The 24677-nt window shown below is 69.3% G+C and carries 21 protein-coding genes, 3 tRNA genes and 1 pseudogene; 16 read left to right on the plus strand and 9 right to left on the minus strand.

From position 1 onward, the window contains the following. Nucleotides 1-75: 75 nt before the first annotated feature. Complete coding sequence (locus ACFYO0_RS15520) at nucleotides 76-312, minus strand: hypothetical protein (RefSeq protein ID WP_388675229.1); 237 nt, start codon at nucleotides 310-312, stop codon at nucleotides 76-78. A gap of 136 nt (nucleotides 313-448) precedes the next feature. On the opposite strand from ACFYO0_RS15520, the gene ACFYO0_RS15525 reads away from it, so the two are divergent. The 3 genes from ACFYO0_RS15525 to ACFYO0_RS15535 all read left to right on the plus strand — a co-directional run bounded on the left by ACFYO0_RS15525 (nucleotide 449) and on the right by ACFYO0_RS15535 (nucleotide 3061). Further along, nucleotides 449-736 (plus strand): DUF3303 family protein, encoded by a 288-nt coding sequence (locus ACFYO0_RS15525; RefSeq protein WP_388675232.1) that lies wholly within the window; start codon nucleotides 449-451, stop codon nucleotides 734-736. Between the two features lie 655 nt (nucleotides 737-1391). Continuing rightward, nucleotides 1392-2018, plus strand: coding sequence for an RNA polymerase sigma factor (locus ACFYO0_RS15530; protein ID WP_388675235.1), 627 nt, complete (start codon nucleotides 1392-1394; stop codon nucleotides 2016-2018). Then, nucleotides 2015-3061, plus strand: coding sequence for a CU044_5270 family protein (locus tag ACFYO0_RS15535; RefSeq protein WP_388675238.1), 1047 nt, complete (start codon nucleotides 2015-2017; stop codon nucleotides 3059-3061). The genes ACFYO0_RS15530 and ACFYO0_RS15535 overlap by 4 nt, the downstream gene beginning before the upstream one ends. Nucleotides 3062-3091: 30 nt before the next feature. On the opposite strand, the gene ACFYO0_RS15540 is transcribed toward ACFYO0_RS15535, so the two are convergent. After that, nucleotides 3092-3811, minus strand: coding sequence for a TetR/AcrR family transcriptional regulator (locus ACFYO0_RS15540; RefSeq protein WP_388675240.1), 720 nt, complete (start codon nucleotides 3809-3811; stop codon nucleotides 3092-3094). Nucleotides 3812-3893: 82 nt separating this feature from the next. Between ACFYO0_RS15540 and ACFYO0_RS15545 the strand changes: the two genes are divergently transcribed. From ACFYO0_RS15545 to ACFYO0_RS15575, 7 genes are all read left to right on the plus strand, one after another. Further along, the gene (locus tag ACFYO0_RS15545; protein WP_388675242.1) at nucleotides 3894-5456 is read left to right on the plus strand and encodes an FAD-dependent monooxygenase; all 1563 of its coding nucleotides are present in this window, start codon (nucleotides 3894-3896) and stop codon (nucleotides 5454-5456) included. Between the two features lie 41 nt (nucleotides 5457-5497). Next, nucleotides 5498-5686, plus strand: a complete 189-nt coding sequence (locus ACFYO0_RS15550) for a hypothetical protein (RefSeq protein ID WP_388675500.1) — start codon at nucleotides 5498-5500, stop codon at nucleotides 5684-5686. Nucleotides 5687-5902: 216 nt separating this feature from the next. Beyond that, on the plus strand, nucleotides 5903-8359 hold the full coding sequence (locus tag ACFYO0_RS15555; RefSeq protein WP_388675245.1) for a SpoIIE family protein phosphatase: 2457 nt from the start codon (nucleotides 5903-5905) through the stop codon (nucleotides 8357-8359). A gap of 217 nt (nucleotides 8360-8576) precedes the next feature. Next, nucleotides 8577-9830, plus strand: coding sequence for a phosphoribosylamine--glycine ligase (purD, locus tag ACFYO0_RS15560; RefSeq protein WP_388675248.1), 1254 nt, complete (start codon nucleotides 8577-8579; stop codon nucleotides 9828-9830). A 273-nt stretch (nucleotides 9831-10103) separates the two neighbouring features. Then, nucleotides 10104-11960 carry a hypothetical protein gene (locus ACFYO0_RS15565; protein ID WP_388675251.1) on the plus strand — a complete coding sequence of 619 codons (1857 nt, stop codon included), beginning with the start codon at nucleotides 10104-10106 and terminating at the stop codon, nucleotides 11958-11960. Nucleotides 11961-12195: 235 nt separating this feature from the next. Beyond that, nucleotides 12196-13716 carry a N,N-dimethylformamidase beta subunit family domain-containing protein gene (locus tag ACFYO0_RS15570; protein WP_388675254.1) on the plus strand — a complete coding sequence of 507 codons (1521 nt, stop codon included), beginning with the start codon at nucleotides 12196-12198 and terminating at the stop codon, nucleotides 13714-13716. A gap of 108 nt (nucleotides 13717-13824) precedes the next feature. Continuing rightward, on the plus strand, nucleotides 13825-14778 hold the full coding sequence (locus ACFYO0_RS15575; RefSeq protein WP_388675256.1) for a phosphoribosylaminoimidazolesuccinocarboxamide synthase: 954 nt from the start codon (nucleotides 13825-13827) through the stop codon (nucleotides 14776-14778). Between the two features lie 57 nt (nucleotides 14779-14835). Here ACFYO0_RS15575 and ACFYO0_RS15580 read toward each other — a convergent pair. From ACFYO0_RS15580 to ACFYO0_RS15605, 6 genes are all read right to left on the minus strand, one after another. Then, nucleotides 14836-14908: transfer RNA gene (locus ACFYO0_RS15580), tRNA-Gly, on the minus strand. Nucleotides 14909-14931: 23 nt separating this feature from the next. Beyond that, the gene (locus tag ACFYO0_RS15585; RefSeq protein ID WP_388675258.1) at nucleotides 14932-15552 is read right to left on the minus strand and encodes a response regulator; all 621 of its coding nucleotides are present in this window, start codon (nucleotides 15550-15552) and stop codon (nucleotides 14932-14934) included. Further along, nucleotides 15549-16907, minus strand: a complete 1359-nt coding sequence (locus tag ACFYO0_RS15590; protein ID WP_388675486.1) for a sensor histidine kinase — start codon at nucleotides 16905-16907, stop codon at nucleotides 15549-15551. The genes ACFYO0_RS15585 and ACFYO0_RS15590 overlap by 4 nt, the downstream gene beginning before the upstream one ends. 205 nt (nucleotides 16908-17112) lie before the next feature. Further along, a tRNA-Gly gene (locus ACFYO0_RS15595) sits at nucleotides 17113-17188 on the minus strand. A gap of 79 nt (nucleotides 17189-17267) precedes the next feature. Continuing rightward, a tRNA-Gly gene (locus tag ACFYO0_RS15600) sits at nucleotides 17268-17339 on the minus strand. 125 nt (nucleotides 17340-17464) lie between these two features. After that, nucleotides 17465-17782 (minus strand): Lsr2 family protein, encoded by a 318-nt coding sequence (locus tag ACFYO0_RS15605; RefSeq protein WP_388675261.1) that lies wholly within the window; start codon nucleotides 17780-17782, stop codon nucleotides 17465-17467. A 417-nt stretch (nucleotides 17783-18199) separates the two neighbouring features. Here ACFYO0_RS15605 and purS point away from each other — a divergent pair, with 417 nt between their 5' ends. Genes purS through purL form a run of 3 tightly spaced genes read left to right on the plus strand, consistent with a single transcriptional unit; the run spans nucleotide 18200 to nucleotide 21398 of the window. Then, the gene (gene purS, locus ACFYO0_RS15610) at nucleotides 18200-18466 is read left to right on the plus strand and encodes a phosphoribosylformylglycinamidine synthase subunit PurS (RefSeq protein ID WP_165342945.1); all 267 of its coding nucleotides are present in this window, start codon (nucleotides 18200-18202) and stop codon (nucleotides 18464-18466) included. Continuing rightward, nucleotides 18463-19143: a phosphoribosylformylglycinamidine synthase subunit PurQ gene (gene purQ, locus ACFYO0_RS15615; RefSeq protein WP_388675264.1), complete on the plus strand. Its 681-nt coding sequence runs from the start codon at nucleotides 18463-18465 to the stop codon at nucleotides 19141-19143. Before purS ends, purQ begins: the two co-directional genes overlap by 4 nt. Beyond that, a complete protein-coding gene (gene purL / locus ACFYO0_RS15620; RefSeq protein WP_388675266.1) occupies nucleotides 19140-21398 on the plus strand; it encodes a phosphoribosylformylglycinamidine synthase subunit PurL in 2259 nt (752 codons plus the stop codon). The genes purQ and purL overlap by 4 nt, the downstream gene beginning before the upstream one ends. A gap of 54 nt (nucleotides 21399-21452) precedes the next feature. Here purL and ACFYO0_RS15625 read toward each other — a convergent pair whose 3' ends face one another. Continuing rightward, the gene (locus tag ACFYO0_RS15625) at nucleotides 21453-22037 is read right to left on the minus strand and encodes a Uma2 family endonuclease (RefSeq protein WP_388675269.1); all 585 of its coding nucleotides are present in this window, start codon (nucleotides 22035-22037) and stop codon (nucleotides 21453-21455) included. A 69-nt stretch (nucleotides 22038-22106) separates the two neighbouring features. Between ACFYO0_RS15625 and ACFYO0_RS15630 the strand changes: the two are divergent. The 3 genes and pseudogenes from ACFYO0_RS15630 (at nucleotide 22107) to ACFYO0_RS15640 (ending at nucleotide 24624) form a co-directional block, all read left to right on the plus strand. Beyond that, a pseudogene (locus ACFYO0_RS15630) lies at nucleotides 22107-22920 on the plus strand (M23 family metallopeptidase). Between the two features lie 10 nt (nucleotides 22921-22930). Beyond that, nucleotides 22931-23734 (plus strand): sterol carrier family protein, encoded by an 804-nt coding sequence (locus tag ACFYO0_RS15635; protein WP_388675272.1) that lies wholly within the window; start codon nucleotides 22931-22933, stop codon nucleotides 23732-23734. Nucleotides 23735-23808: 74 nt separating this feature from the next. Then, nucleotides 23809-24624: an META domain-containing protein gene (locus ACFYO0_RS15640; protein ID WP_388675275.1), complete on the plus strand. Its 816-nt coding sequence runs from the start codon at nucleotides 23809-23811 to the stop codon at nucleotides 24622-24624. The last annotated feature ends 53 nt before the right edge of the window (nucleotides 24625-24677 follow it).

The following is a 24677-nucleotide window of genomic DNA, read 5'->3' on the forward strand; positions in this document are numbered from 1 at the left end:
CAATGTTCGTTGAGCTAAAGTCGACTGTCAATGGTCTCGGCGGGGGCAGGGCGGTGGTGTTCGCGAGGAGGAGCGTCAGAAGACGCCCAGCATCCGGCGCTGCACGTCGAGGTGGTGCTCGTGCATATGTGCCTGCGCCGTGACCTGGACCGCATCCCACGGGGAGCCCAGGGGTGGGGTGTAGGAGAGGTCGAGTTCGCTGATGCCGTCGACCGGCCACGGCTTCAAGGCCCGCGCACGGCGCGGGCGCGCGCCGCCTCTGCGGCGCGGCTTGCCACCGACCTCGTGGATGTCTGTGCGTAGCAACGTCATCCCTCCTTTGATGTCACGTAGGGCGTAGGAAATGTTGCGAACGGTGATCAACGGAGGTGAAGCTGAGCCGGATGCACCGGATCCCAGCGAGCGCGGACGGAACCGCGCAGGTCGCGGTGCGCGAGGAGAGCGTGCGATGCGGATGATGATGAAGGCCCGCATGGACACCCAGATGTCGAATCAGGCGACGAAGGGCGGAGCGATGCCCGACTCGCTGAAGTCAGCGATGGAGCGGCTGAAGCCGGAGGCCGCCTACTTCACCCCTGAGGGAGGGCGCTCCATGATTCTCGTGTTCGACATGCAGGACAGCTCGCAGTTGCCCTCCATCGCCGATCCGTTCTTCCAGGAGATGGGCGCGGAGGTCACATTTGAGCCGGTGATGAACCTCGACGATTTGCAGAGGGGCCTTGCTGCCCTGAAGTAGCAGAGCTGACCTCAGCTACCGCATGCTGAAGGTCCCCTGTGATCGGGCACGGTGGCAATCGGCCCGGGCCGGGGACGCGATCCCCGGCCCGGGCCGTCCCGTTGCCGGGACCGCTCTTATCCGGTCTTATCCGGCCTCAGGGAGCGGCTGAGGCGTTATTGGCGGGTGTCCCTGAAGGCTGCTGCCGAGGTGCGGCTGTCCGTCGGTCGACAGCAGGTAGGACGTCGGGGTCAGGCTGCGTGCTCCGGTGACGGTGATGGTGATGTCCGAGCCGAGGAGCGTGGTGAGCGCGCCGCTTTCGCCGTCCTCGCCGAGCGCCGCGACGGTCAGGTCCTTCCTGCCGTCGCTGTTGAGATTCCACAGCCACTCCTGCCCCAGGAGTCACACGGCTTTCATCAAGGAACTGTTGGTTGCGGGTTCACGAGGGGTCACGGTGACAGGCGGGCGGCGCGTTCCTCGTCGTCGGCGGCCTCCTCGTGGGCTCCGAGGTTGGCAAGCGAGGCACCCCGGCTCGCACGGGGGCGGAGCCGTAGTCGGGCTCCAGGGGGAGCGCGTGGTCGGGGTCGGCGCGTGCAGTGGTGTGGCGGAGGCCACAGGAACGCCGCCGGAGCCGCGGAGAGTAACGAGTGTGAGGCAAACAGAACCATCGGAGCCGGTGCGTGCGCGCATACGGGCAGGGGATCGTGCGGCCTTCGCCGACCTGTACGACGAGCATGCGCGGGCGGTCTACAACCACGCCCTGCGCCTGACAGGCAACTGGTCGGAGGCCGAGGAAGCCATGTCCGAGACCTTCCTCGCCGCCTGGCGTACCCGGGAGACGGTGGAGCCGGAGGGCGGTTCGCTCAAGCCCTGGCTGCTCGGCATCGCCACACACAAGGCGCTCAACGCCAACCGTGGGCTGCGCCGACGGCTTACCTTCCTGGCGCGCAGCCCGGAATCCCGTCCAGTCGAGGACTTCGCGGACGAGACGGTCGGCCGGATCGATGACGCCCGCCGTCTCGCGGTGGTTCACGAGGCACTGGGCCGGTTGCGCCGCCAGGACCGGGAGGTTTTCGCTCTGTGCGTGTCGGCCGGCCTGGACTACCAGCAGGCCGCCGAGGCGCTCGGCATTCCGGTCGGCACCGTGCGGTCGCGGCTGTCGCGCGCCCGTGCGCGGCTCGCCCGGATCAGCGGTGAACTCGACCGCGCGGACCGCGCGAAGGCGGAACCGCGGGGTCGTCGCGGAGAGAAGGAGAGTGAGGTCGCGTTCGCGGCCAAGTTTCTGCAGGAGGAAGCCGGATGAACAACAACAATCCGCCGCGTCCCGGTTCCGCCCGGAGTGAGGCCGAGGAGTTGCTGTCGGCTCAGGCCGAATGGGACCTCCCGCCGAGCAGACACCTCCACTACAAGGACGTTCTGATGCAGCACATCGACCACGACCGCACCCCTTCCACTCAGGCGCGCCCGATACCACGCCGTCGACTGGCGCGTGGAGTGGTGCTGTTGCCCCTCGCGTCGATGGCACTGGCCGGAGCGCTGATCGTCACGCTCTCCACCAGTGACGACACCTCCGCCCCGACGCCCCGAGCCGTCGGCGCCAACAGCGCCTCCGCCACTCTCAACCGGATCGCCGTGGCAGCCATGGCCACCGACGCGACGCCGGTGGAGGACGGGCAGTTCGTGTACGTCGAGAGCCTGGGCCGCTCAAACGAGGGCACCCTCGACGGTCCCGTGCGGCTCGGTGCCCTGAACAAGCGGGAGGTCTGGACGTCGCAGGACCCCGGCCCCATCACCAATACCGGGTGGCTGCGCGAATCCGGCAAGGGCGCCGTGATGCCCGGTCAGCTGATCCCCATCGAGTCCTCCGATCCCGTCCCGGCGGGCATCGACCACCCCACGTACAAGTGGCTGGCCTCACTGCCCACCGACCCCGACGCGCTGCTCGAACTGCTCTACGCCCAGACCCGGGTGGACGAAGGCGAGTCGAAGGAGGAGGCCGTCTTCTCCGAGATCGGCCACCTGGTGAGCGAAACGATCATGCCGTCGGCGAACGCCTCAGCGCTGTACAAGGCAGCCGCGAAGATCCCCGGCGTGCAGGAGATCCCCGATGCCGTCGACGCCGCCGGCCGCCACGGCATCGCCGTCACCCGCGAAGACGCCTCCTCCGCGACCCGTGACGAATGGATCTTCGACAAGGGCACTCTCGCCTTCCTCGGCTCGCGCTCGTACATCACCAAGGACGAGGGCAAGGGGATCACCTCCGACACACTGTTCGCGACCAGCGCCATCATGGAGCGCACGGTCGTCGACCAGCAGGGCAAGGCACCCGCGAAGACCGACCGCTGACGCCCGTGTGCCGAAGGAGCCGCTTCGGGATCAGGCCGGTCGTGTAGGAGCCGACGGCGCGGGCGGAGTCCCGGGCACCCCCAGCAGCGGCAGCCACACCTCGTCCACGATCTCGGCGATCGACTCGTCCGACACCTCGCGCATCGTCAGAAGCATGTCGTGGCGCAACAGGTCGAACGGCAGGTTCACCACGCGGGACGAGCGCGGTGTGTCGGGCAGTTCGCCGCGTTCGACCGCGCGGGTGACGATCATCTCGAAGGGGGTCGCCCGACCCGGCGGGATGAGGGCTTCGCGCAGCTCGCTGAAGGTGGTGGCGGTGTCGCGGAAGTAGTCCATCAGCTGCACGCTCATCATCGTGACCATGTGTACGCGGGCGGCATGGGCGTTGCGCAGGAAGCTGATCGCGTCGTCGCGGAGGCTGCCGGCGTCGGGCACCGCGATCGGCTGCCAGAACTTCTTGAGGGTGGCCAGCAGCAGGTCCTCGCGCTGCGGCCAGCGCCGGTAGAGCACGGGTCGGCTCGTGCCGGCGCGGGCGGCGACCGCCTCGTAGGTGAAGCCGGGGTAGCCATGCTCGACCAGCACGTCCCACGCGGCATCGAGTATCGCGTTCTCGAGCTCGGTACCGCGTCGGCGCGATGCGCCGCTGCCGCGGCGTGCGCCGCCGCCGGAGCGACGGCCCGCCGCCTGCGCCCCGGTGGCCCCGGTCGCCCCGTGAGGCTCACCCGCGTCCCGCCCATGCTTGAGATTCACTTGTGTATCTTATCTCGCAGCCGGTAGATACAGTTGCGTATCTAATGGGACCGGCGTCGTGCCGCAATAGGAGTAGTCAGTGATGTTCGATGTCGTCATCGTCGGCGGTGGACCCGCCGGCCTCTTTCTCGCCTGCGAGCTCCGTCTCGCGGGGGTCCAGGCCCTGGTGCTGGAACGACGGGCGGAACCAGACCTGGCGGACAAGGCCCACGGCCTCGCCGGGCAGGTCGTGCGGCTGCTGGACCATCGCGGCCTCTTCGAACGCTGCGGGGGCAAAGGATCGCCGGAGCCGGCGCCCGGGTTCTTCTACGCCGGGATACCGCTGCCGCTGCACGTGCTCGGCAAGGAGAACCCGATGTATCTCCTGCCGGTCAACCAGCGCGATCTCGAGCGTGTGCTCACCGAGCGGGCGGCTGAACTCGGCGCGGAGGTCCGACGAGGCTGGGAGGTGCTCTCCTTCAGCCAGACCGATGGCCAGACCGATGGCCAGAACGATGGCCAGAACGATGGCCGGGTCGACGTCGTCGTACGCGGGTCGGACGGGACCGAGGCGACAGTCGCCACCCGGTACCTCGTCGGCTGCGACGGCGCCAACAGCTTGATCCGTAAGCAGTCAGGAATCGGCTTCCAGGGCACCACCGACGATGTCGTCGACCGGTCGGCCCTGATCGGGCCGAGCGAGCACTTCCGTTTCGTACCGGGGGGACGAGTCGTGATCGATGGCCTCGGCGAGATCCCGGCGATGTTCCACCGCACCGAGAAAGGCGTCTTCAACCTCCTCGCACACAACCCGCAGCGGCCGCTCGTCAACACGGCCGAATGGGAAGAGCACCCTGCAGGCGATTTCCCGGGGCCGGGCACGCCGATGACGCTGGCCGAGATGGAGGACAGTATCGAGCGGGTCATCGGAGTGCGCCTGCCCCTGGCTCCGCCGCCCGAGGGCTCGCCCACGCTGCTCCGCCGCCAGTGCCACCGGAACTCCCGACAAGCCGACCGCTACCGCGACGGCCGGGTCTTCATCGCCGGTGACGCCGCACACGTAAGCCACGGGCCGACCCTGAACGCGGCACTGCAAGACGCGGCCAACCTGGCCTGGAAACTCGCCGCGGCAGTGCAGGGATGGGCATCGGAAGGCCTCCTGGACAGCTACGAGACCGAGCGCCACGCGGCTGGCGAGCGCGTACTCATGCAGACCCAGGCCGCGTCCGCTCTGCTGGCGCCCGGAGCCGAGGTCACCGCCCTGCGCCGGCTCTTCGCGGAACTCCTGGGCCGCACCGAGAACGTACACATGGTCGCTGCCACGATGGCGGGCTCCGATGTCCGTTACGACATGGGCGAGGAACACCCTGCCGCGCCCACCGGCTGGTTTGTGCCACCCCTTGAACTGACCACCGACGACGGACGCACACGGCACCTTGTCGAACTCCTGCACGACGCTCGCCCCCTGCTGGTCGACCTCACCTGCGGGAGCGACCTGGCTGCCACCGCGGAGCCCTGGAACGACCGAGTGCACCGCGTGACCGCGATCGCCGACGAGGCGCCGGCACCCGCACTGCTCATCCGTCCCGACGGCTATGTCGCCTGGGCGGGCGAGGACCCCGACAGCCTGAAGGCAGCGCTCACCCGCTGGTTCGGCGCAGGCTGAGTCCCTCCGGCGGTCGTGGTCTGGAGCGCGAGGACGACGGCGTGCGGCTGCTCATCGTCACCCGCGGAAAGCACAGGCCCTGGGGCGCGATGGACGCCCACCCGTCCGACGGGCTGTTCTGGTCGGCTCTGCTGGGCGGGTCCACGGTCGCCGTCCTGGTCACCACCCCGGTCAACAAGCGGACGATCGGCCGCGGCAAGGGCCACGCCGTCGTACATGCCCACCACTGAGCACCCACATCGAGTGGTCCGGACCGTGCCGTAACCAACCAGGTGGATCTGGGGGTTCGACATTTCGTGCGTGATGATGACGATCTGGCGGGTAAGTACCAAAAAGGATCGAATATCGGGGTGTGTGGTGCGCTCCGGAGTGCTGCGGTGACACGTGCCCTGAGCTGTGAGGATCTCAGCGCGGTCGAGTACGCGACGAGAGCGAGATGAGCGACCATGGAGCGGCGTGCCGTCGACGACCAGGAAGCGCGTTCCGTCGGAGACGTCGCAGGAGAGGCGCTCACCGCACGCGCCAACGTCGACGAACACGGCACCGTGACCGGGTGGAGCGAGGGTGCCGAGCACCTGCTCGGATATGCGCCGGCCCAGATTCTGGGCCGGCCGGCGGCCTCACTCCTCGCAGAGGAGCCCACGGCGAGCGACCTCCCGGCCTTCTCGGAACTGCCGAGGTGGCACGGCACGCTCGGTCTCCGGCACCGCGACGGCCACCGCCTGGAGGCGAGGGTCCTGGCGCACCACAGGACGCCGGACGACGGGACCCGCGACTGGCTCCTGGTCTCCACCGTGACCGGGGCGCAGCCCCATCGTGGCGACGAGGCGCTTGTGAGGCGGGGTTTGCTCGACTCCCCGTGCTGCGCGACCTCGGTGTATGACACGGACCTGCGCTTCCGCCGGTCCAACCGGTCCGGGCAGGACGCACTGGGCCTGAGCGACGACGACATGCGCGGGCTGCGGCTGACGGACGTGCTCGCCGACCCGGTGGCGGAGGAAGTCGAGCGGCGGATGCGGCGGGCCCTGGAAACCGGTGAGACGCAGTACATGGAGAACCACGCGCGCGCCCCCGGCGAGACCCGTGAGCACGCCTGGTCGGTCCACTTCTACCGCCTGGAGGACCCGGACGGCCGCGTCCTGGGCGTGGCGTCCACCGGGCACGACATGACCGAGCAGTACTGGGCCCGCAAGCGCCTCCAGCTGATCGCCGAGGCCAGTACCCGTATCGGCAGCACGCTCGACGTGACGCAAACGGCACAGGAACTGGCGGACGTGGCGGTTCCGGGACTCGCCGACTTCATCAGCGTCGATCTCTTGGCGTCACTCGACGACCTGCCCGAGCAGCACCCGGAAGCACCGATGGCGGGCCGCCGTCTCGCGCTGCGGCGCATCGCCCACCAATCCGTGTATCCGGGAACCCCCGAGGCGGTCGTCGCGCCGGGCGCGGTGGACGAGTACCCGGAGGGCTCCCCTCCGTCGGAGAGTCTGCGATCGGGACGCGCCGTGCTGTACCAGGTGACCGAGCCGGCGGTCGCCGACTGGGTGGCCGAGGATCCGCTGCGGTCCTCCCGGATCCGCGAGTTCGGCTTCCACACGGTGATGACCGTGCCTCTGACGGCACGCGGAGCCACGCTGGGCGTCGTCGTCTTCGCTCGTCACCGGCACCCCGACCCGTTCCAGGAGGACGACCTGGTGCTGGCCGAGGAATTGGCGGCCCGGGCGGCGGTCTGCATCGACAACGCCCGCCGCTATACCCGCGAACGCAGCACGGCGGTAACCCTGCAGCGCAGCCTGCTGCCGCAGCGGCTGCCCGAGCAGGCCGCGGTGGAGGTCGCCTCCCGCTATCTTCCGGCCGGTGCCCGGGCCGGGGTGGGCGGAGACTGGTTCGACGTGATCCCGCTGTCCGGAGCCAGGGTGGCGCTGGTGGTGGGCGATGTGGTGGGCCACGGCATCCATGCCTCCGCGACCATGGGACGGCTGCGTACGGCCGTACGAACCCTCGCCGACATCGATCTGTCCCCGGACGAACTGCTCACTCATCTCGACGACATGGTGGGCCGCCTGGCCTTGGAGGCGGAGGGCGCGGAGCGGACCGCCGGGAACGCCGGAGAAGCGGAGACCACGGGAGACGTCGGGGCGACCTGTCTCTACGCTGTGTACGACCCCGTCTCCCGCCGTTGCACACTGGCCCGAGCCGGGCATCCGCTCCCGGTCGTCGTGAGCCCGGACGGCACCGCGGAACTGCTCGCCGTTCCGGCGGGACCCCCGCTGGGCCTGGGCGGACTGCCCTTCGAGGCGATGGAGACGGAACTGCCGGAGGGCAGCCTGCTCACCCTCTACACCGACGGCCTCATCGAGTCCCGCAACTACGACATCGACGACGGCGTCACCCGGCTGCAGCGGCTCCTCGCCGCTCCCGCGGTCTCCCTCGACGTGCTGTGCGACACGGTGCTCGCCACCTTGCTCCCCGATCGGCCCGCGGACGACGTGGCCCTCCTCGTCGCGCGCACCCGGGCACTCGAGGCCGACCGGGTCGCCACCTGGGAGGTGGACCCGGATCCCGCCACCGTCGCCGACGCCCGCAAGAACGCCGTCGGTCAGCTGGCGGCATGGGGCCTGACTGATGCGGCCTTCGTAACCGAGCTGATCGTCAGCGAACTGGTCACCAACGCCATACGGCACGCCGAGCCGCCCATCCAGCTGCGTCTCATCCACGACCGGAGTCTCATCTGCGAGGTCTCGGACGCCAGCAGTACGGCACCCCACATGCGCCGCGCCCGCACCTACGACGAGGGCGGCCGAGGCCTGCTCCTGGTCGCGCAGCTGACCCAGCGCTGGGGCACCCGCCACACCACCAAGGGAAAGACGATCTGGGCGGAACAGAGTGTCGAGTACGGCTGACGCCCGTCCGCGGCACCTCCGCGCGACCTCCCGATGCGGCACCTACGGGTGAGGAGAACCCCGACGCAGGCCCGCGAGCACTGCGGAGGGCCGCGACGTCCGCGACCGGAAGCGCGACCAGCCACACACGACCCGCACCCGCCGAACGGCACTCCAACCCACCACCCCCGTAGGCAGCCCGCCCGACCGCCGGAAGCAGCCCGTTAGGCTGACCCCCGTGAAGCTCCTCGTCATCGGCAGCGGTGCCCGCGAACACGCCCTGTGCCGCTCTCTCTCCCTCGATCCCGCCGTCACCGCCCTGCACTGCGCCCCCGGCAACGCGGGCATCGCCGAGGTGGCCGAGCTGCACCAGGTCGACGCCCTCGACGGCAAGGCCGTGGCCGCGCTGGCCACGGAGCTCGACGCCGATCTGGTCGTCGTAGGCCCGGAGGCACCGCTCGTCGCAGGGGTCGCCGACGCCGTGCGCGATGCGGGCATCCCGGCGTTCGGCCCCTCCAAGGAGGCCGCGCAACTCGAGGGCTCCAAGGCCTTCGCCAAGGAGGTGATGGCGGCCGCGGGCGTCCCGACCGCCCGCTCCTACGTCTGCATCACTCCTGAGGAGGTCGACGAGGCGCTCGACGCCTTCGGCACTCCGTATGTCGTGAAGGACGACGGCCTCGCGGCCGGCAAGGGCGTCGTCGTGACCGGCGACCTCGAGAAGGCAAGAGCGCACGCCAACGCCTGCGACCGCGTGGTCATCGAGGAGTTCCTCGACGGCCCCGAGGTCTCCCTCTTCGCGATCACGGACGGCGAGACCGTCGTCCCGCTGCAGCCCGCCCAGGACTTCAAGCGGGCCCTGGACGGCGACGAGGGCCCCAACACCGGTGGCATGGGCGCGTACTCGCCCCTCCCGTGGGCGGAAGCCGGCCTGGTTGAGGAGGTCATGAACACCGTCCTCCAGCCGACCGTCGACGAGTTGCGCCGCCGGGGCACCCCCTTCTCCGGCCTCCTCTATGCGGGCCTGGCGATCACCAGCAGGGGTGTACGGGTCATCGAGTTCAACGCCCGTTTCGGCGACCCCGAGACCCAGGTCGTCCTGGCCCGCCTGAAGACTCCGCTCGCGGGCGTACTCCTGGCCGCCGCGCAGGGCACCCTCGCCGACCACCCGGACCTGCGCTGGAGCGACGACGCGGCCGTCACCGTGGTCATCGCCTCACACAACTACCCCGCCACCCCGCGCACCGGCGACCCCATCGAGGGCCTCGACGAGGTGGCCGCACAGGACGCTCCGTATGCGTACGTCCTGCATGCCGGCACCAGGCGCGACGGCGACGCGATCGTCAGCGCGGGCGGCCGTGTGCTCTCCGTCACGGCGAGCGGTACGGACCTGGCCCGGGCCCGCGAACGCGCATACGTGGCTGTCGACCGCATCCGCCTCGACGGCTCGCACCACCGCACGGACATCGCGGCCAAGGCGGCGGCCGGATCGTAACCCTCCTTCTCACCCCTTCCCGTCAGGCCTTTCTCACCCCTTCCCGTCAGCCACCTCTCCCCAAAGCCATTCCATCGAGTGACCGATCCCCTATCCGGCTGACGTGGGCCGGAGCCCCAACTAGGGTGCGGCGCAAGCGGTCCGGCACTTGGCCCACCGGCATTGCGATGTCAGTCCTGGGTGCCACAGTGGGGGAGTGAGCAACGCCATGGACGTCCGCCGGCAGTGGCTGGGTATGCACGCGCCGGGCGGCTTTAGGGGGTGACACCGGTCGTGTCCGGTACGGGTGTGGAGGCGGGCGCGCACAGCGCGCGCTCCCAGGCTCTCGCCGTGCTGCGTATCCGCAGCAGGGCGCTGGCCGTCGCCCTGCTGCCCACGGCCGTCGCCGTCGTCCTGCTCGTCGCCGGGGCCATGGACCATGTGAACGGCGCGGGCTGGCGGCTCGCGAGCTGGATCCTGGCCGCCGTCGCGTTCCTGGCCCTCCTCGCCGCCGCGGGCATCGCACTGGTCGTCGCCCGCTCCCGGCCGGCCGTGAGCCCCACGATCCCGATCCCCGAGGAGTCCGCGCCCGATCTGTACCGCATGGTGCGGGACCTGGCCGACCGCCTTGAGGTACCCGCCCCCTCCGCGATAGCGCTCACTCCGGACTGCGACAGCTGGCTGGAGGACCGCACGCACCCGGCCCACGGCCCGCCCCGGCCTCAGTCCCCGGACGAGATAACAGGCGTACGCGGCCGCCAGACCCGTACGCCCGCCGCGCCCGTCCTCGTCATCGGCTCGCCCTTCCTGTGGTGGATGCGGGTGGGTGAGCTGCGCGCGGTCCTCGCACCGGTCGTCGCGGGTACGGGACCGTCGGCGCACCCCGACATAGCAGCGGCCCGCCGTTTTGTACGGGGCCTCGACGCGGCGGTGGCGGTGACGGCCGCCCCCGCACGTGGAGGCGTCCCCCACATGGCCCTCGCCGGTGTCGGCTGGGTCGCGCGGCTGCTCCTGCGCAGCTGCCGCGGCCATGCGGCGGAGATGGAGCGGGGAGTTGCGGCGGCGGCAGCCGACCGTGCACAGGCTGTGGACTACGGTCTGCGGATCGTCGCGCAGGAGCAGGTGGGGCTCGCGTATGCGGGCTGGGACCGGCTGCTGACCCGCGTAGCGCTCCCGGCCTGGCGTATGGGCCGCTGGCCGTCCCGCCTGGACGCGGGCGTCGTCGCGGCCCTCACCGAACTGTCCCGGCGTGACCGCCTCGCCGAGGGGTTCGCCTCCCGCCTGGGCGAGCGCCCGGCCTGCGACCTCCTGGAAGAGCCCGGCGTGATGGACGAGGCCGCCTCTCTCCTCGCCGCTCGCCTCTTCCACGGTGGCCCTGCCGAGCCTGGCCCCGGATGGGCACCTGTGGACTGGGGTGAGTACCCCGATGAGGTCGTCGATCGCAAGTGGCGTATGGACGCGGCGAGGCTGCACCGGGTGCTGGATGCGCAGGGCGTCAGCCGCTCCTCGGATCCGACGGTTCTGGCGCCCGGGGGACCGACGCTGGCTCGGGTGATGGATCACCTGACGGGAGCGGAACGGGACGACGGGGGCGACGATACGGCGCAGGTCCCTCGGGAGACGGCCCCGGCCGGACGGGACGCCCCGCGCGACGCCGCTCCGCCGCTCGAGCCCTCCGATTCATCCGGGGCGCATGCGTACGAGGACGACGACGGAGTGGGCGTCGCGAACGCGCGAACCGCCGCGTTGGCGGCGGGGCTCAGTGCGGAGCTCGCCCGCGAGGAGGCTGTGGCGCCGACGATACGTTCCGCATCGCCGTCGGCCGGCGGCCCCGTCGGCCAGGGCGGTCCGGACGCCGCACTCTGGGACCACGGGATGCTGCCGCTCTTTCCGCTGCAGCAGCCGCGGACCACGCGCGAAGTCCTCACGGACCATGTCACGGCGATGGTCTGCTGCGCTGCGATGGACACGGCCGGTGCGAGCCCTGGCCTCGACTGGCTGGACGGCCCGTCCCTCCTCATCAACGGCGAACGCTCCGCCGACCTCACGCCCCGAGTCCTCACCCTGATAGAGGACGGCGACCCCGCGCCTCTCCGGGACTGGCTCCACCATGTCGGCATCCGGGCGGAGAAGCCGGTTCGCCTGGTCTGATTTCGTTTGTCGGGTGCGGGTGCGGGTGCGGGTGCGGGTTCGGCGCGGCTGGTCGCGCCCCGCGGCGGAGCCGCATATGTCACAGCCCGCGCACCCCCCTCATGGGGTCTGGGGCGCAGCCCCGGGGACAGGCGATAACAACGAAACGTAACCCTCCGCCTCCGTAATGTGATGTGCTGATACCGCGTCATACGCACAGCAAGGGCTTACGGGGGCACAAGGGAGGGGACAACGCATGGGCTCGGAGCACATCCGCCGCTGGGAATCGGGTGCGTTGGCACATGCCGTGACGGACCCCTTCGGCCAGGGCCCCGTCCCCTGGTTGCGCGGCAGCGAGCACTACTTCGACGACACCGGCCAGGTGGTCCCCTGGTACGTGGACGTGGAGCCCACCCCAGCCGCCGCTGCCCACACCACAACCCGGACAGCAACCCGGACACCCAAGATCCCCACCCCCCGAACCGCCGGAGCCCCCCGCGCGGCCGACGACGTCCACCGTCAGATCAAGGGCTTCACCTCCACCGGTGCGGCAGCGCCCGGCGAGGCCATCGACTTCCACATCACCGTCGACCCGCCCCAGCAGTTCAGCGTGGACATCTACCGCATCGGCCACTACGCGGGCGAAGGCGCCAGCAAGATCACCACCAGTCCCCGCCTCCACGGCATTGTGCAACTGCCCCCGCTCACCGCCGACCGCACAGTCTCCTGCCACCACTGGTGGCTCTCCTGGCGCCTCCAGATCCCGAGTTACTGGAGCATCGGCGCATACGTCGCCGTCCTCACCACCGTCGACGGCTACCGCTCCCACGTCCCCTTCACGGTTCGCGACACCCACCCCGCCGACCTGCTGCTTCTCCTCCCGGACGTCACCTGGCAGGCGTACAACCTGTACCCCGAGGACGGCCGCACCGGTGCGAGCCTCTACCACGCCTGGGACGAGAACGGCCGGCTGCTCGGCGAGGCGGACGCCGCGACGACGGTCTCTTTCGACCGCCCGTACGCCGGCGCGGGCCTGCCGCTGCACGTCGGCCACGCATACGACTTCATCCGCTGGGCCGAGCGCTACGGCTACGACCTCGCCTACGCCGACGCCCGCGACCTGCACGCCGGCCGCGTCGACCCCACCCGCTACCGCGGCCTGGTCTTCCCGGGTCATGACGAGTACTGGTCGGCGCCCATGCGCCGCACCACCGAACTCGCCCGCGAACACGGCACCTCACTCGTCTTCCTCTCCGCCAACACCATGTACTGGCAGGCGGAGCTGAGCCCCTCCCCGTCAGGCGTACCCGACCGCCTGCTCACCTGCCTGAAGCGCCGCGGCCCCGGAAAACCCGCCCTCTGGCGCGACATCGACCGCCCGGAGCAGGAACTCCTGGGCATCCAGTACGCGGGCCGGGTCCCCGAACCGCACCCCTTGGTCGTCCGCAACGTCGAACACTGGCTGTGGGAGGCCACCGGCGCCCACGAGGGTGACGAACTGAAGGGCCTGGTCGCAGGCGAGGCCGACCGCTACTTCCCGCGCACCCCGCTTCCCGAACACCAGGGCCGTATCCTCCTGGCCCACTCCCCGTACCGTGACGCCGAAGGCGCTCTCCGCCATCAGGAGACGTCCCTGTACCGCGCCCCCTCCGGCGCCCTCGTCTTCGCCTCCGGCACCTTCGCCTGGTCCCCGGCCCTGGACCGCCCGGGCCACGTCGACGAGCGCATCCAGCGAGCCACGGCCAACCTGCTGGATCGCATCTGCAAGCGCGACTGACCCCATCCCGGCGGGCCCAGGCAGCTCCCTCCGAAGAGCCCCGGCGCGAAATCAACCCCCCGCATACGGGAGAATCGAGCCACTTGCACGTCACCGCGGGGAGGAACCGTGTCCGGATTCGTCGAAAAGCCCGAGCCGATCGAGGTTCCGGGCCTGGTGCACCTGCACACCGGTAAGGTGCGCGATCTGTACCAGAACGAGGCCGGCGACCTCGTGATGGTCGCCAGCGACCGTATCTCCGCATTCGACTGGGTGCTCCCCACCGAGATCCCCGACAAGGGCCGCATCCTCACCCAGCTCTCCCAGTGGTGGTTCGACCAGATCGCCGACCTGGTCCCGCACCACGTTCTGAGCAGCGACCTCCCGCCCGGCGCCCCCGCCGACTGGGAGGGCCGCACCGTCGTCTGCAAGTCCCTGCGGATGATCCCGGTCGAGTGCGTCGCCCGCGGCTATCTCACCGGCTCCGGCCTCGCCGAGTACAAGGAGACCCGCACCGTCTGCGGCCTCGCCCTCCCCGAGGGCCTGGCCGACGGCTCGGAACTGCCCGCGCCGATCTTCACGCCCGCAACGAAGGCCGAGGTCGGCGAGCACGACGAGAACGTGTCGTACGAGGAGGTGGCCCGGCAGGTCGGAGCGGAGACCGCGGCGCAGCTGCGCCAGGCCACGCTGGCCGTCTACAGCCGCGGCCGCGACATCGCCCGCGACCGCGGAATCATCCTCGCGGACACGAAGTTCGAGTTCGGCTGGGAATCCAATTCTGGGGCCGGAGGGGCCTCCGTTGAGGGTGGTGGCGGGCGCTGGGAGGGAGAACAGCTCGTCATCGCGGACGAGGTGCTGACCCCGGACTCCTCCCGCTTCTGGCCCGCCGACCAGTGGCAGCCGGGCCGCCCGCAGCCCTCGTACGACAAGCAGTACGTACGCGACTGGCTGACCTCCCCCGACTCCGGCTGGGACCGGAGGAGCGAGCAGCCCCCGCCGCCCCTGCCCGAGCAGGTCGTCTCCGCGACCCGCGCCAAGTACGTGGAGGCGTACGAGCGCCTGACCGGCACAAGCTGGTCGTAAAACGAGTCGCAAACACGAGGAAGCCCCCGGCCGATCACCGGGGGCTTCCTCTTCCTGAGCGGACGACGAGGTTCGAACTCGCGACCTCAACCTTGGCAAGGTTGCGCTCTACCAGCTGAGCTACGTCCGCATTGCGCCGTTGCGCGACAGCTACTATACCCAACCTCGCTCCCGTGCGAGACGCGCCGCAGTGTGCCGGTTCTCGGCCCCCAGTTTGGACGCGGCCGACGAGAGATAGTTGCGTACGGTGCCCTGTGACAGCGCGGCCCGCTCCGCGATCTCCGCGACCGGCGCACCCTCGGCCGCCAGCTCCAGCACCTCGGCCTCACGCGCGGTCAGCGGCGAATCGCCGGCGGCGATCGCGTCGGCCGCCAACTCCGGGTCCACATAACGGTTGCCGACATGCACGGTACGGATGATCTCCGCGAGCTTCTGCGCGCTGACGGTCTTCGGCACGAACCCCCGCACCCCCGCTTCAAGAGCCCGCTTCAGATGCCCCGGCCGCCCATGACTCGTCACGATCAGCACCCGGCACCCGGGCAGTTCAGCCCGCAGCGATGTGGCCACCTTCACACCGTCCGCACCGGGCATCTGAAGATCCAGTACGGCCACGTCCGGCGCATGGGCCCGAGCCATGGCCAGCGCCTCGGGCCCCGAAGCCGCCTCCGCTACCACGAGCAGATCGTCCTCCAGCGCGAGCAGCGCGGCCATCGCCCCCCGGATCAGGTGCTCGTCATCGGCAAGCAACAGCCGAACACGCTGTACGGCCGTCATGAGGCGAACCTCTCGCTGATCGCCTCACCCATCGCCTTACGCACCGGGCGTGGACCGGAGGGCGACGCGGCCTTCGAAGACGAAGCCGCCGAAGACGAAGCCGCCGAAGCCGAGGACGACGAGTCCGGCGAGGGCGCCGGAGGCGACAACGCGGAGGAAGGCAACGGCACCTGAGCCACCACCCGGAACATCCCACCCCCGGCAGGCCCCGCCTCCAGCGTTCCGTCCACCGCCGACAGCCGCTCCCGCAGCCCCGCAAGCCCGGACCCGGTCCCGCCGCGCGAGTCCGGTGGCGCCCCGTCGTTCTCCACGGTCAGCACGGCAAGGCCGCCCGCCGCGCGCAGCGAGACGTCACAGCGCTCAGCGTTCCCGTGTCGCAGCACATTCGTGGTCGCCTCCCGCACCACCCAGCCGAGCGCCGACTGGACCGCCGCGGGCAGCCCCGCCGTGGAGCCGGTCACCGTGCAGCTGATCCCGGCAGCGTTCAACACTCCCTGTGCACCGGCGAGTTCGGCACCGAGCTCGGCCTCGCGATAGCCGCGTACGACCTCTCGTACTTCCTTCTGCGACTCCTGCGCTATCCGCTGCACCTCGATCATCTGCTCCACGGCCTCCGGCCGCTCACGCCGCGCGAGCTGCACGGCGAGTTCGCTCTTGAGGGCTATCACCGCCAGATTCCGTCCCATCACATCGTGCAGATCCCGCCCGAACCGCAGCCGCTCCTCGGCCACGGCGAGCCGGGTCCTGGTCTCACGGGCCGCGTCGAGCTCGTAGACGGAGTTGAGCAGCCAGACGGAGAACGCGGAGACGAAGGCGTAGAACCCGGCGGCGAGCAGCACCACACCGGCCCGTAGGAGTGCCGAGAGCGCGGGGTCGCCCACCGACAACGAGTAGGCGCCGCAGCCCAGGGCGTAGCCCATGACTATGTAGGCCATGCGCCGGTGCTCGCGCACGGCGAGCGCGAGCGTGCCGGTCCCGAAGCCCAGGACACCGATGAACGCCGCCGCGGCTGCTGTGGACGTCTCGTCACCTTCCGGACCGCGTGTAGCGAGGGCGATGGTCACGACGGCGATAACGGCGGTGGTCACTGCGAGAGCCCCCAGCAGCCGCACCGGTCGCGCCCGGGTGCCGCGGGTCCAGTCCAGGGCCCGCGACGCGAACACCGCGGAGAGCGCCGCGTGCCCGACGACCATCAGGAACAACACCCAGGACAGGGACGAGGGCACCTTCCCCAGGGACGGCAGCCCGAAGGTGGCGACCTCCACGAGTGCGAGGAAGTGGAACGACCAGCGCGTATACGTCTCCACCTTCGCCGGAGTGCTCTTCCCCCGCCACCAACTCCCGGCCCTGCGCATGTCGTTGTCCCCCTGTGCGTACGCCGTCACCGCCGCGATTCCCACGGCAACCACCGTCGCACAGCAGTCCGGCCGGAGCAGTGCACGCTGTCATCAGTGCCCATGACAAATGTCATCCACCCGGGAGCCGACGCACGAACCGGAAGCGAGCACACGAAAAGACCCCGGTCGCTGGACCGGGGTCTCATCTCTGAACTTCTGATGCTGGAGCGGACGACGAGGTTCGAACTCGCGACCTCAACCTTGGCAAGGTTGCGCTCTACCAACTGAGCTACGTCCGCATTGCATCCGACCGGCTCTCACCGATCGGCGCGAGCACCACCTTACCTGATCCAAAAGGATGCCCGGTAAGAGATGCAGAGCGGGTGACAGGAATTGCACACTGCGCCTTCCCCCTGGAAGGGGGATGTTCTACTACTGAACTACACCCGCGTAACTCCGTGAGCTGCGGCCTTTCGGCCCGGCCCTTCGGCGTGCTTCAGACTCTAGCTGACCAGCGGGGGTGCAGCGCAAGTCGGTTGTCCCCAGGGCCCGTCGGCGAACCCTGGGGCTCCCCCTCACTGAGCCGCGGTGAACGCCTCGTACACCTTCTTCGGGATCCGCCCCCGCGCAGGCACGTCCATCTTGTTGGACTGGGCCCAGGCCCGGACGGCCGCCGGGTCGGGAGCCACCGCCGTCTGCCGGTAGGTCTTGCCGGAGCGTGAGTGCTTGCGGCCGGCGTCCACGTAGGGCGCGAGCGCCTTGCGCAGTTCCTTGGCGTTCGTTTGGTTGAGATCGATCTCGTACGACTTGCCGTCCAGACCGAAGGCGATCGTTTCCGCCGCTTCCGAGCCGTCGATGTCGTCGAAGAGAGTGACTACGACACGCTGCGCCACGAATATCGGTCCCTTCGCGCGGCATCTCTGGCGGCAACGTGCGATGACGTGCGGAGATGCCGACTGTTGGCTGATTTATAGAGCGGTATGGAGTCTGTGGAGTGCACGCACTCATGGATGGAGCGAACGAGCAAAGTATCGCCTATTGCCAATTCCGCTGTACAGCTTCTGCTCCACTGCTTCCGTTGTACAGCCCCCACTCAATGCAATGTGGAGCACGACTTAATCGGTCTCGGTGTCCCACCGCAATAGGGTTCCGGATGTTGATCCGGATCTTTCCCTGGATTTTCCGTGAAGGAAGCCTGTCGATGCGGAATCGTGATGGCCGTCACGTAGATTCCTACCAATCTACTCGCGTAGAAACCTGGGCCGGGTAGTCTGAAGGAACCTGCTCAGCACCACACACCGGGAGTGCCAGTGGCACGCGTCGTAGTCGACGTCATGCTCAAGCCGGAGATCCTCGACCCCCAGGGCCAGGCGGTGCAGCGTGCACTGCCGCGCCTCGGTTTCCAGGGCATCTCCGACGTACGTCAGGGAAAGCGCTTCGAACTCGAGGTGGACGGGCCGGTCGATGACACCGTGCTCGCCCGCATCCATGAACTCGCCGAATCCTTCCTCGCCAACACCGTGATCGAGGACTTCGCCGTCAAGGTGGAGGAAGTGAAGGCGGAGGCGGGAAAGTGACCGCTCGTATTGGCGTCGTCACCTTTCCGGGCAGCCTCGACGACCGGGACACGCAGCGTGCGATCCGGCTCGCGGGTGCCGAGCCGGTGGCGCTGTGGCACAAGGACAAGGACCTCAAGCAGGTCGATGCCGTGGTGTTGTGCGGCGGTTTCTCCTACGGCGACTATCTGCGCGCCGGCGCCATCGCGCGCTTCTCGCCCGTGATGGAGACCGTCATCGAGCAGGCGAAATCGGGAATGCCGGTACTGGGCATCTGCAACGGTTTCCAGATCCTCACCGAGGCCCATCTCCTCCCAGGAGGGATGCTCGGAAATGATCACCTTCACTTCATCTGCCGTGACCAGAAGCTGCGGGTGGAGAACGCGGAAACGGCCTGGACCGTCGACTACGACGCGGGCCAGGAGATCAACATCCCGCTGAAGAACATGGACGGGCGGTACGTCGCCGACGAGCGCACCCTCGACATGCTGGAGGCGGAGGGCCGGGTCGCGTTCCGCTACCTCGACTTCAACCCCAATGGCTCGATGCGTGACATCGCCGGAATCAGCAACGAGGCCGGCAATGTCGTAGGTCTGATGCCGCACCCGGAGCACGCCGTGGAGCCCCTCATCGGGACCGGCCGCACCGACGGCCTCCCCTTCTTCACCTCGATCCTCAAGAAGCTGGTCAACGTATGAGCCGCACTCCTTTGGACACGGTCGAGCACGCGGCCGCGACCCCGGACGTCGAGCTGCCCTGGGCCGAACTCGGTCTGAAGAAGGACGAGTACGAGCGCGTCGTGGAGATCCTCGGCCGCCGGCCCACCGGTGCCGAGCTCGCCATGTACTCGGTCATGTGGTCCGAGCACTGCTCGTACAAGTCGTCGAAGGTGCACCTGCGCCAGTTCGGCGAGAAGGCGCCCCAGTCCGACGCCCTGCTCGTCGGCATCGGTGAGAACGCCGGCGTCGTGGACGTCGGTCAGGGTTACGCGGTCACCTTCAAGGTCGAGTCGCACAACCACCCCTCGTACGTCGAGCCCTACCAGGGCGCGGCCACAGGCGTCGGCGGCATCGTTCGCGACATCATCGCGATGGGTGCCCGCCCGGTCGCCGTCGTGGACCCCCTCCGTTTCGGTGCGGCGGACCACCCGGACACCAAGCGCGTACTCCCCGGTGTCGTCGCCGGCATCGGCGGTTACGGCAACTGCCTGGGCCTGCCGAACATCGGCGGCGAGGTCGTCTTCGACGCCTGCTACCAGGGCAATCCACTGGTCAACGCCGGTGCCATCGGTGTCATGCGGCACGAGGACATCCACCTCGCGAAGGCCTCCGGCGCGGGCAACAAGGTCATCCTGTACGGGGCTCGTACGGGCGGTGACGGCATCGGCGGCGCCTCGATCCTGGCCAGCGAGACCTTCGACGACGCCAAGCCGTCAAAGCGCCCCGCAGTCCAGGTCGGTGACCCCTTCCAGGAGAAGCTGCTCATCGAGTGCACCCTGGAGGCGTTCAAGGAGAAGCTGGTCGTCGGCATCCAGGACCTGGGTGCGGCGGGTCTCTCCTGCGCCACGTCCGAGCTGGCGTCCAACGGCTCTGGCGGTATGCGTGTGACGCTGGACGACGTACCGCTGCGTGACTCGACCCTCTCGCCCGAGGAAATCCTCATGAGCGAGTCCCAGGAGCGCATGTGCGCGGTCGTGGAGCCGGAGAAGGTGGAGCGGTTCCTGGAGATCTGCGACAAGTGGGACGTCATCGCGACCGTCATCGGTGAGGTGACGGACGGCGACCGGCTTGAGATCTACTGGCACGGCGGCAAGATCGTCGACGTCGACCCGCGCACGGTCGCGCATGACGGTCCGGTCTACGAGCGCCCGTACGCCCGTCCGTCCTGGCAGGACGCCCTCCAGGCGGACGACGCCAACAAGCTTCCGCGACCGGCCACCGCGGAGGAACTGAAGGACCAGGTCCTCAAGCTTGTCTCGTCTCCCAACCAGGCCTCCAAGTCCTGGATCACCTCCCAGTACGACCACTTCGTGCAGGGCAACACGGTGCTGGCCCAGCCCGAGGACTCGGGCATGATCCGTATCGACGAGGAGTCCGGACTCGGTGTCGCGATCGCCACGGACGGCAACGGTCGGTACGCGAAGCTCGACCCGTACGCGGGCGCACAGTTGGCGCTCGCGGAGGCGTACCGCAATGTCGCCACCACCGGCGCCAAGCCGCTCGCCGTCTCCGACTGCCTGAACTTCGGCTCGCCCGAAGACCCGGCGGTGATGTGGCAGTTCGCGGAGGCCATCCGCGGACTGGCCGACGCCTGCCAGCAGTTGGGCACTCCGGTGACCGGCGGCAACGTCTCGCTCTACAACCAGACGGGCGAGGCGGCCATCCACCCGACCCCGGTCGTGGCCGTACTCGGCGTGATCGACGACGTCGCCCGCCGTACGCCGGTCGCCTTCCAGGAGGAGGGCCAGCTGCTGTACCTCCTCGGCGACACCCGTGAGGAGTTCGGCGGTTCGGCCTGGTCACAGGTGGTCCATGACCACCTCGGCGGGCTGCCGCCCCAGGTGGACCTCGAGCGCGAGCGGCTGCTGGCCGAGATCCTGATCTCCGCCTCCCGCGACGGAATGATCGACTCCGCGCACGACCTGTCCGACGGCGGTCTGATCCAGGCGGTCGTCGAGTCGGCGCTGCTCGGCGACAAGGGCGCGCGCCTGATCGTCCCGGACGGGCTCGACGCGTTCACCCTCCTCCTGTCGGAGTCGGCGGGCCGTGCGGTCGTCGCCGTACCGCGCTCGGAGGAGCTCCGCTTCAACGACATGTGCGGCGCCCGGGGCCTGCCCGCCACCCGCATCGGTGTCGTCGACGGTGACGTGGTCGAGGTCCAGGGCGCGTTCACGCTCACCCTGGCCGAGCTGCGCGAGGCGCACGAGGGCACGATCCCGGCGATGCTTGCCTGATATTCCGTACGCCCCCGAAGCCCTCGCCCGGACTCCGGGCGGGGGCTCTTCGGCTCATCGCACGTAGTTCTTGAGGATCTCCGTGTCGAGCTCGATGCCAATCGGACCTGGGACGAACACCTTCTCACCGAACTTGGCGGTGTGGATGTCCCGGTAACCACCGACCTTCCGGTCCGGCGTGCTGTGCACCGTGACGGTGCAGGAGTCCCGGTCGATCAGGAGGTTCAAGGGGATCCCGGACTGGCCGTATGCGGCCGGTTTCTCGTGCCGGTCCTGTCGGTCGGTGTCCGAGTCGTACGAGGTGACCTCGACGACCATGAGTGTCCCCTCCGGGTCGGCCCACTCGCCGTGCCCCGCGAAGTGGGCCTGCGGTGCGAGCACCGCATCCGGTTTCGCCCTGCCCTCCCGATACGCGTCGACCCGGAGCCCTTGGCCCTGGTACAGGTCCAGATCGGGCCTGGTCTGCATACACCGTCGGGCCAGCCAGGACACGATGGTGCTGTGGTCCCCGTCCGTCACCCTCTTGACCCCGATCCGTCCGTTGATGAACTCCAACGTGACGGTCTCGGGAGCGGCGGAGGCGATCGTTTCGAACTCCTTCACCGACATCTGAGACGTGCGCTCGGCCATAACCGTCATGTTGCACCCCCTTCCAGGCGAAGGCCAGTGTTGTCCAGGCCGGGCGGTGCGGCCTGGCTTTCGCAGCCGATCACACTCACGGGTGACCGCCCCCTCTTCTTCGGCCTGGTGATCGCCCACATCTGGTTCGACTTCGGATACCCGATCTTGTGGAACCTACTGGTGCTGGTCCCTGGCGTACGCCCTCGTCACCGTGGTGAACCGGTCGGGCGGCGGCGCCCCGGACGACAAGCGCGTGATCCGGGAGGCTGTAGAGGTCGCCCCACCCGTCACCGGCCGCTGGTCCGCGCTGAACAGCCCGGCCGACCGCACGCCGAGCCACGGCACCCACGCCTACGGTCAGACGTTCGCCATCGACATAGTCGCCGAGCCCGAGCCGGGCGCCCGCCCCGGTTTCCGCGCTTTGTGGCCGCTCGCCCGCCGCAGCACGGACTTCCCGGCCTTCGGCGCCCCGATCCTTGCGGTAGCCGAAGCCACGGTCGTACGCGCCACGGACGGGCAGCGCGACCACCTGAGCCGTACGTCGTGGCCGGCGCTGTTGTACCTGATGCTCGTCGAGGGCTCGGTACGCGAACTGTCCGGGGTCCGCCGCATCATCGGCAACCACGTCATCCTGGACCTCGGCGACGGCACATACGCCGCGTACGCCCACCTGAAGCGCGGATCCCTCACCGTCCGTGAGGGCGACCGGATGACGGCCGGACAGCCGCTCGCCCGCTGCGGCAACTCCGGCAACTCCACCGAGCCGCACCTCCACTTCCAGCTGATGGACGCCCCCGACCCGGACACCGCCCGCGGGATCCCCTTCCGCCGGCACGACATCGGTGTGCCCCGCAACCGAGAGACCTTCGAGGCACCCGCCGCCGCGGACTCCCACGCCTAGGGTGATGGACATGCCACCGGCCAAGAAGCGCACCCGTACATACGACCCCATCAAGATCCGTGCCGCCGTGCTGGCCCAATTCGGGAACGTACAGGCAGCGGTCCGCACCCTCATCCCCGAGCAGCTCACACAACCCACGCGCCTCGGCGACTGGACCGTACGAGAACTGGCCGCGCATATCGCCGCGGCCGTCGAGAGCGTCAGCCGGACCATCGACCTGGAGCCACCAGCGAAGGCCGAACTCGCCCCGCCGGACTGGCCGTCCGCGACCATCGACCCCGCGCTTGCCGCCGCCAACGCCGACCGCACCCGCGACTTCGCCCGCGAGCACCAGGACCTCGACGCGCTGTACGCCCGCACCGAGCAGCGGCTGTCCGAGCGGCTGGCCGCCACCCCGGGCGAGCGGCTGCTTGCCACCCGTCCCGGCTTCATGACCCTCGCCGACTACCTCGTCACCCGCACGGTGGAGCTGGTTGTCCACACCGACGACCTGAACGCCGCCGTGCCGGGCCTCGACATCCCGTACGACCGTCAGGCCCTCGCTGCCTGCACCCGCCTGCTCGCCGACGCGCTCGCCCTGAAGGCGCCCGGCGCCTCCACGGAGGTCCGCGTTCCGCCGTTCGCGGTCGTGCAGTGCGTCGAGGGTCCGCGGCACACCCGCGGAACCCCGCCGAACGTCGTGGAGACCGACCCGCTGACCTGGATCCGGCTCGCGACCGGGCGTACGGAATGGCGTACGGCCCTCGACGACGCCAAGGTCAGCGCCAGCGGCGAGCGAGCCGACCTGGGCGGACTGCTCCCGCTGATGGGCTGAGCAGCCGGGGATGGGCAGGAAGTTGCGCGAAAATGGAAGGGAACCAACAACCCCACCCGTCCCGTCACAGCGACATGCGAACGCAACGGCTTACTCTCAGCGTCCTGGCGGTCACCGGCCTGCTCGCCACCGCGGCCTGCGGCACGGAGAAAAGTGACGACGGATCCGCGTCCGTCGGTGCCGGGCAGCAGTCGAAGATCACCGGCAAGCACTGGAAAGTGGACAGCGTGAACGTCGGGGGCACCACGTACGACGCCCCTGCCGACGCCCACATCGAGTTCGGCGATGACGGCAAGGTGGGCGGCAACTACGGCTGCAACCACTTCGGGGCCACCGCCGAGATGCAGGGCGACACGATCAAGGTCGGCTCGGACACCCTGCAGACCAAGATGGCCTGCGGAGAGAAGCCGATGGAGTTCGAGTCCAAGATGGCCGAGACGCTCTCCGAGAGCACGATCACGACCAAGGTCGACGGCGACAAGCTGACGCTCACCACCAAGGACGGGCACACGGTGAAGCTCACCGCCCAGAAACCGGCCAAGCTCCAGGGCACGAAGTGGAACGTGACCGGCACCACCAACAAGGGCGGCACGGTCAGCGCGCTGGCCTCCGAGGCCGAGGGCAAGGTCCACCTCACCTTCGACGGCAAGGGCACCGTCCGCGGTCAGCTCGGTTGCAACAAGGTGTCGGCAAAGGCAACGGTCAGCGACGGGCAGATCACTCTGGGGTCCCCATCCACCACCCGCATGATGTGCTCCCCCTCACTCATGGACACCGAAAAGGCCCTGCTGAAGCTCTTCAACGGCAAGGCCACCTATGAGCTGAAGCACCGCACCCTTACCCTGACCAGCGAAAACGGCAGCGGCTTCGAAGCCGTCGCCGCCAAGTGATCCACAACGAGCCCGAATCCCCCATTCGGACCAGCGGCCGACCTCGCCTACAC

It is taken from the genome of Streptomyces sp. NPDC006365 (assembly GCF_042870755.1).
In the GTDB taxonomy this organism is placed as follows: Bacteria; Actinomycetota; Actinomycetes; order Streptomycetales; family Streptomycetaceae; genus Streptomyces; species Streptomyces xiangluensis.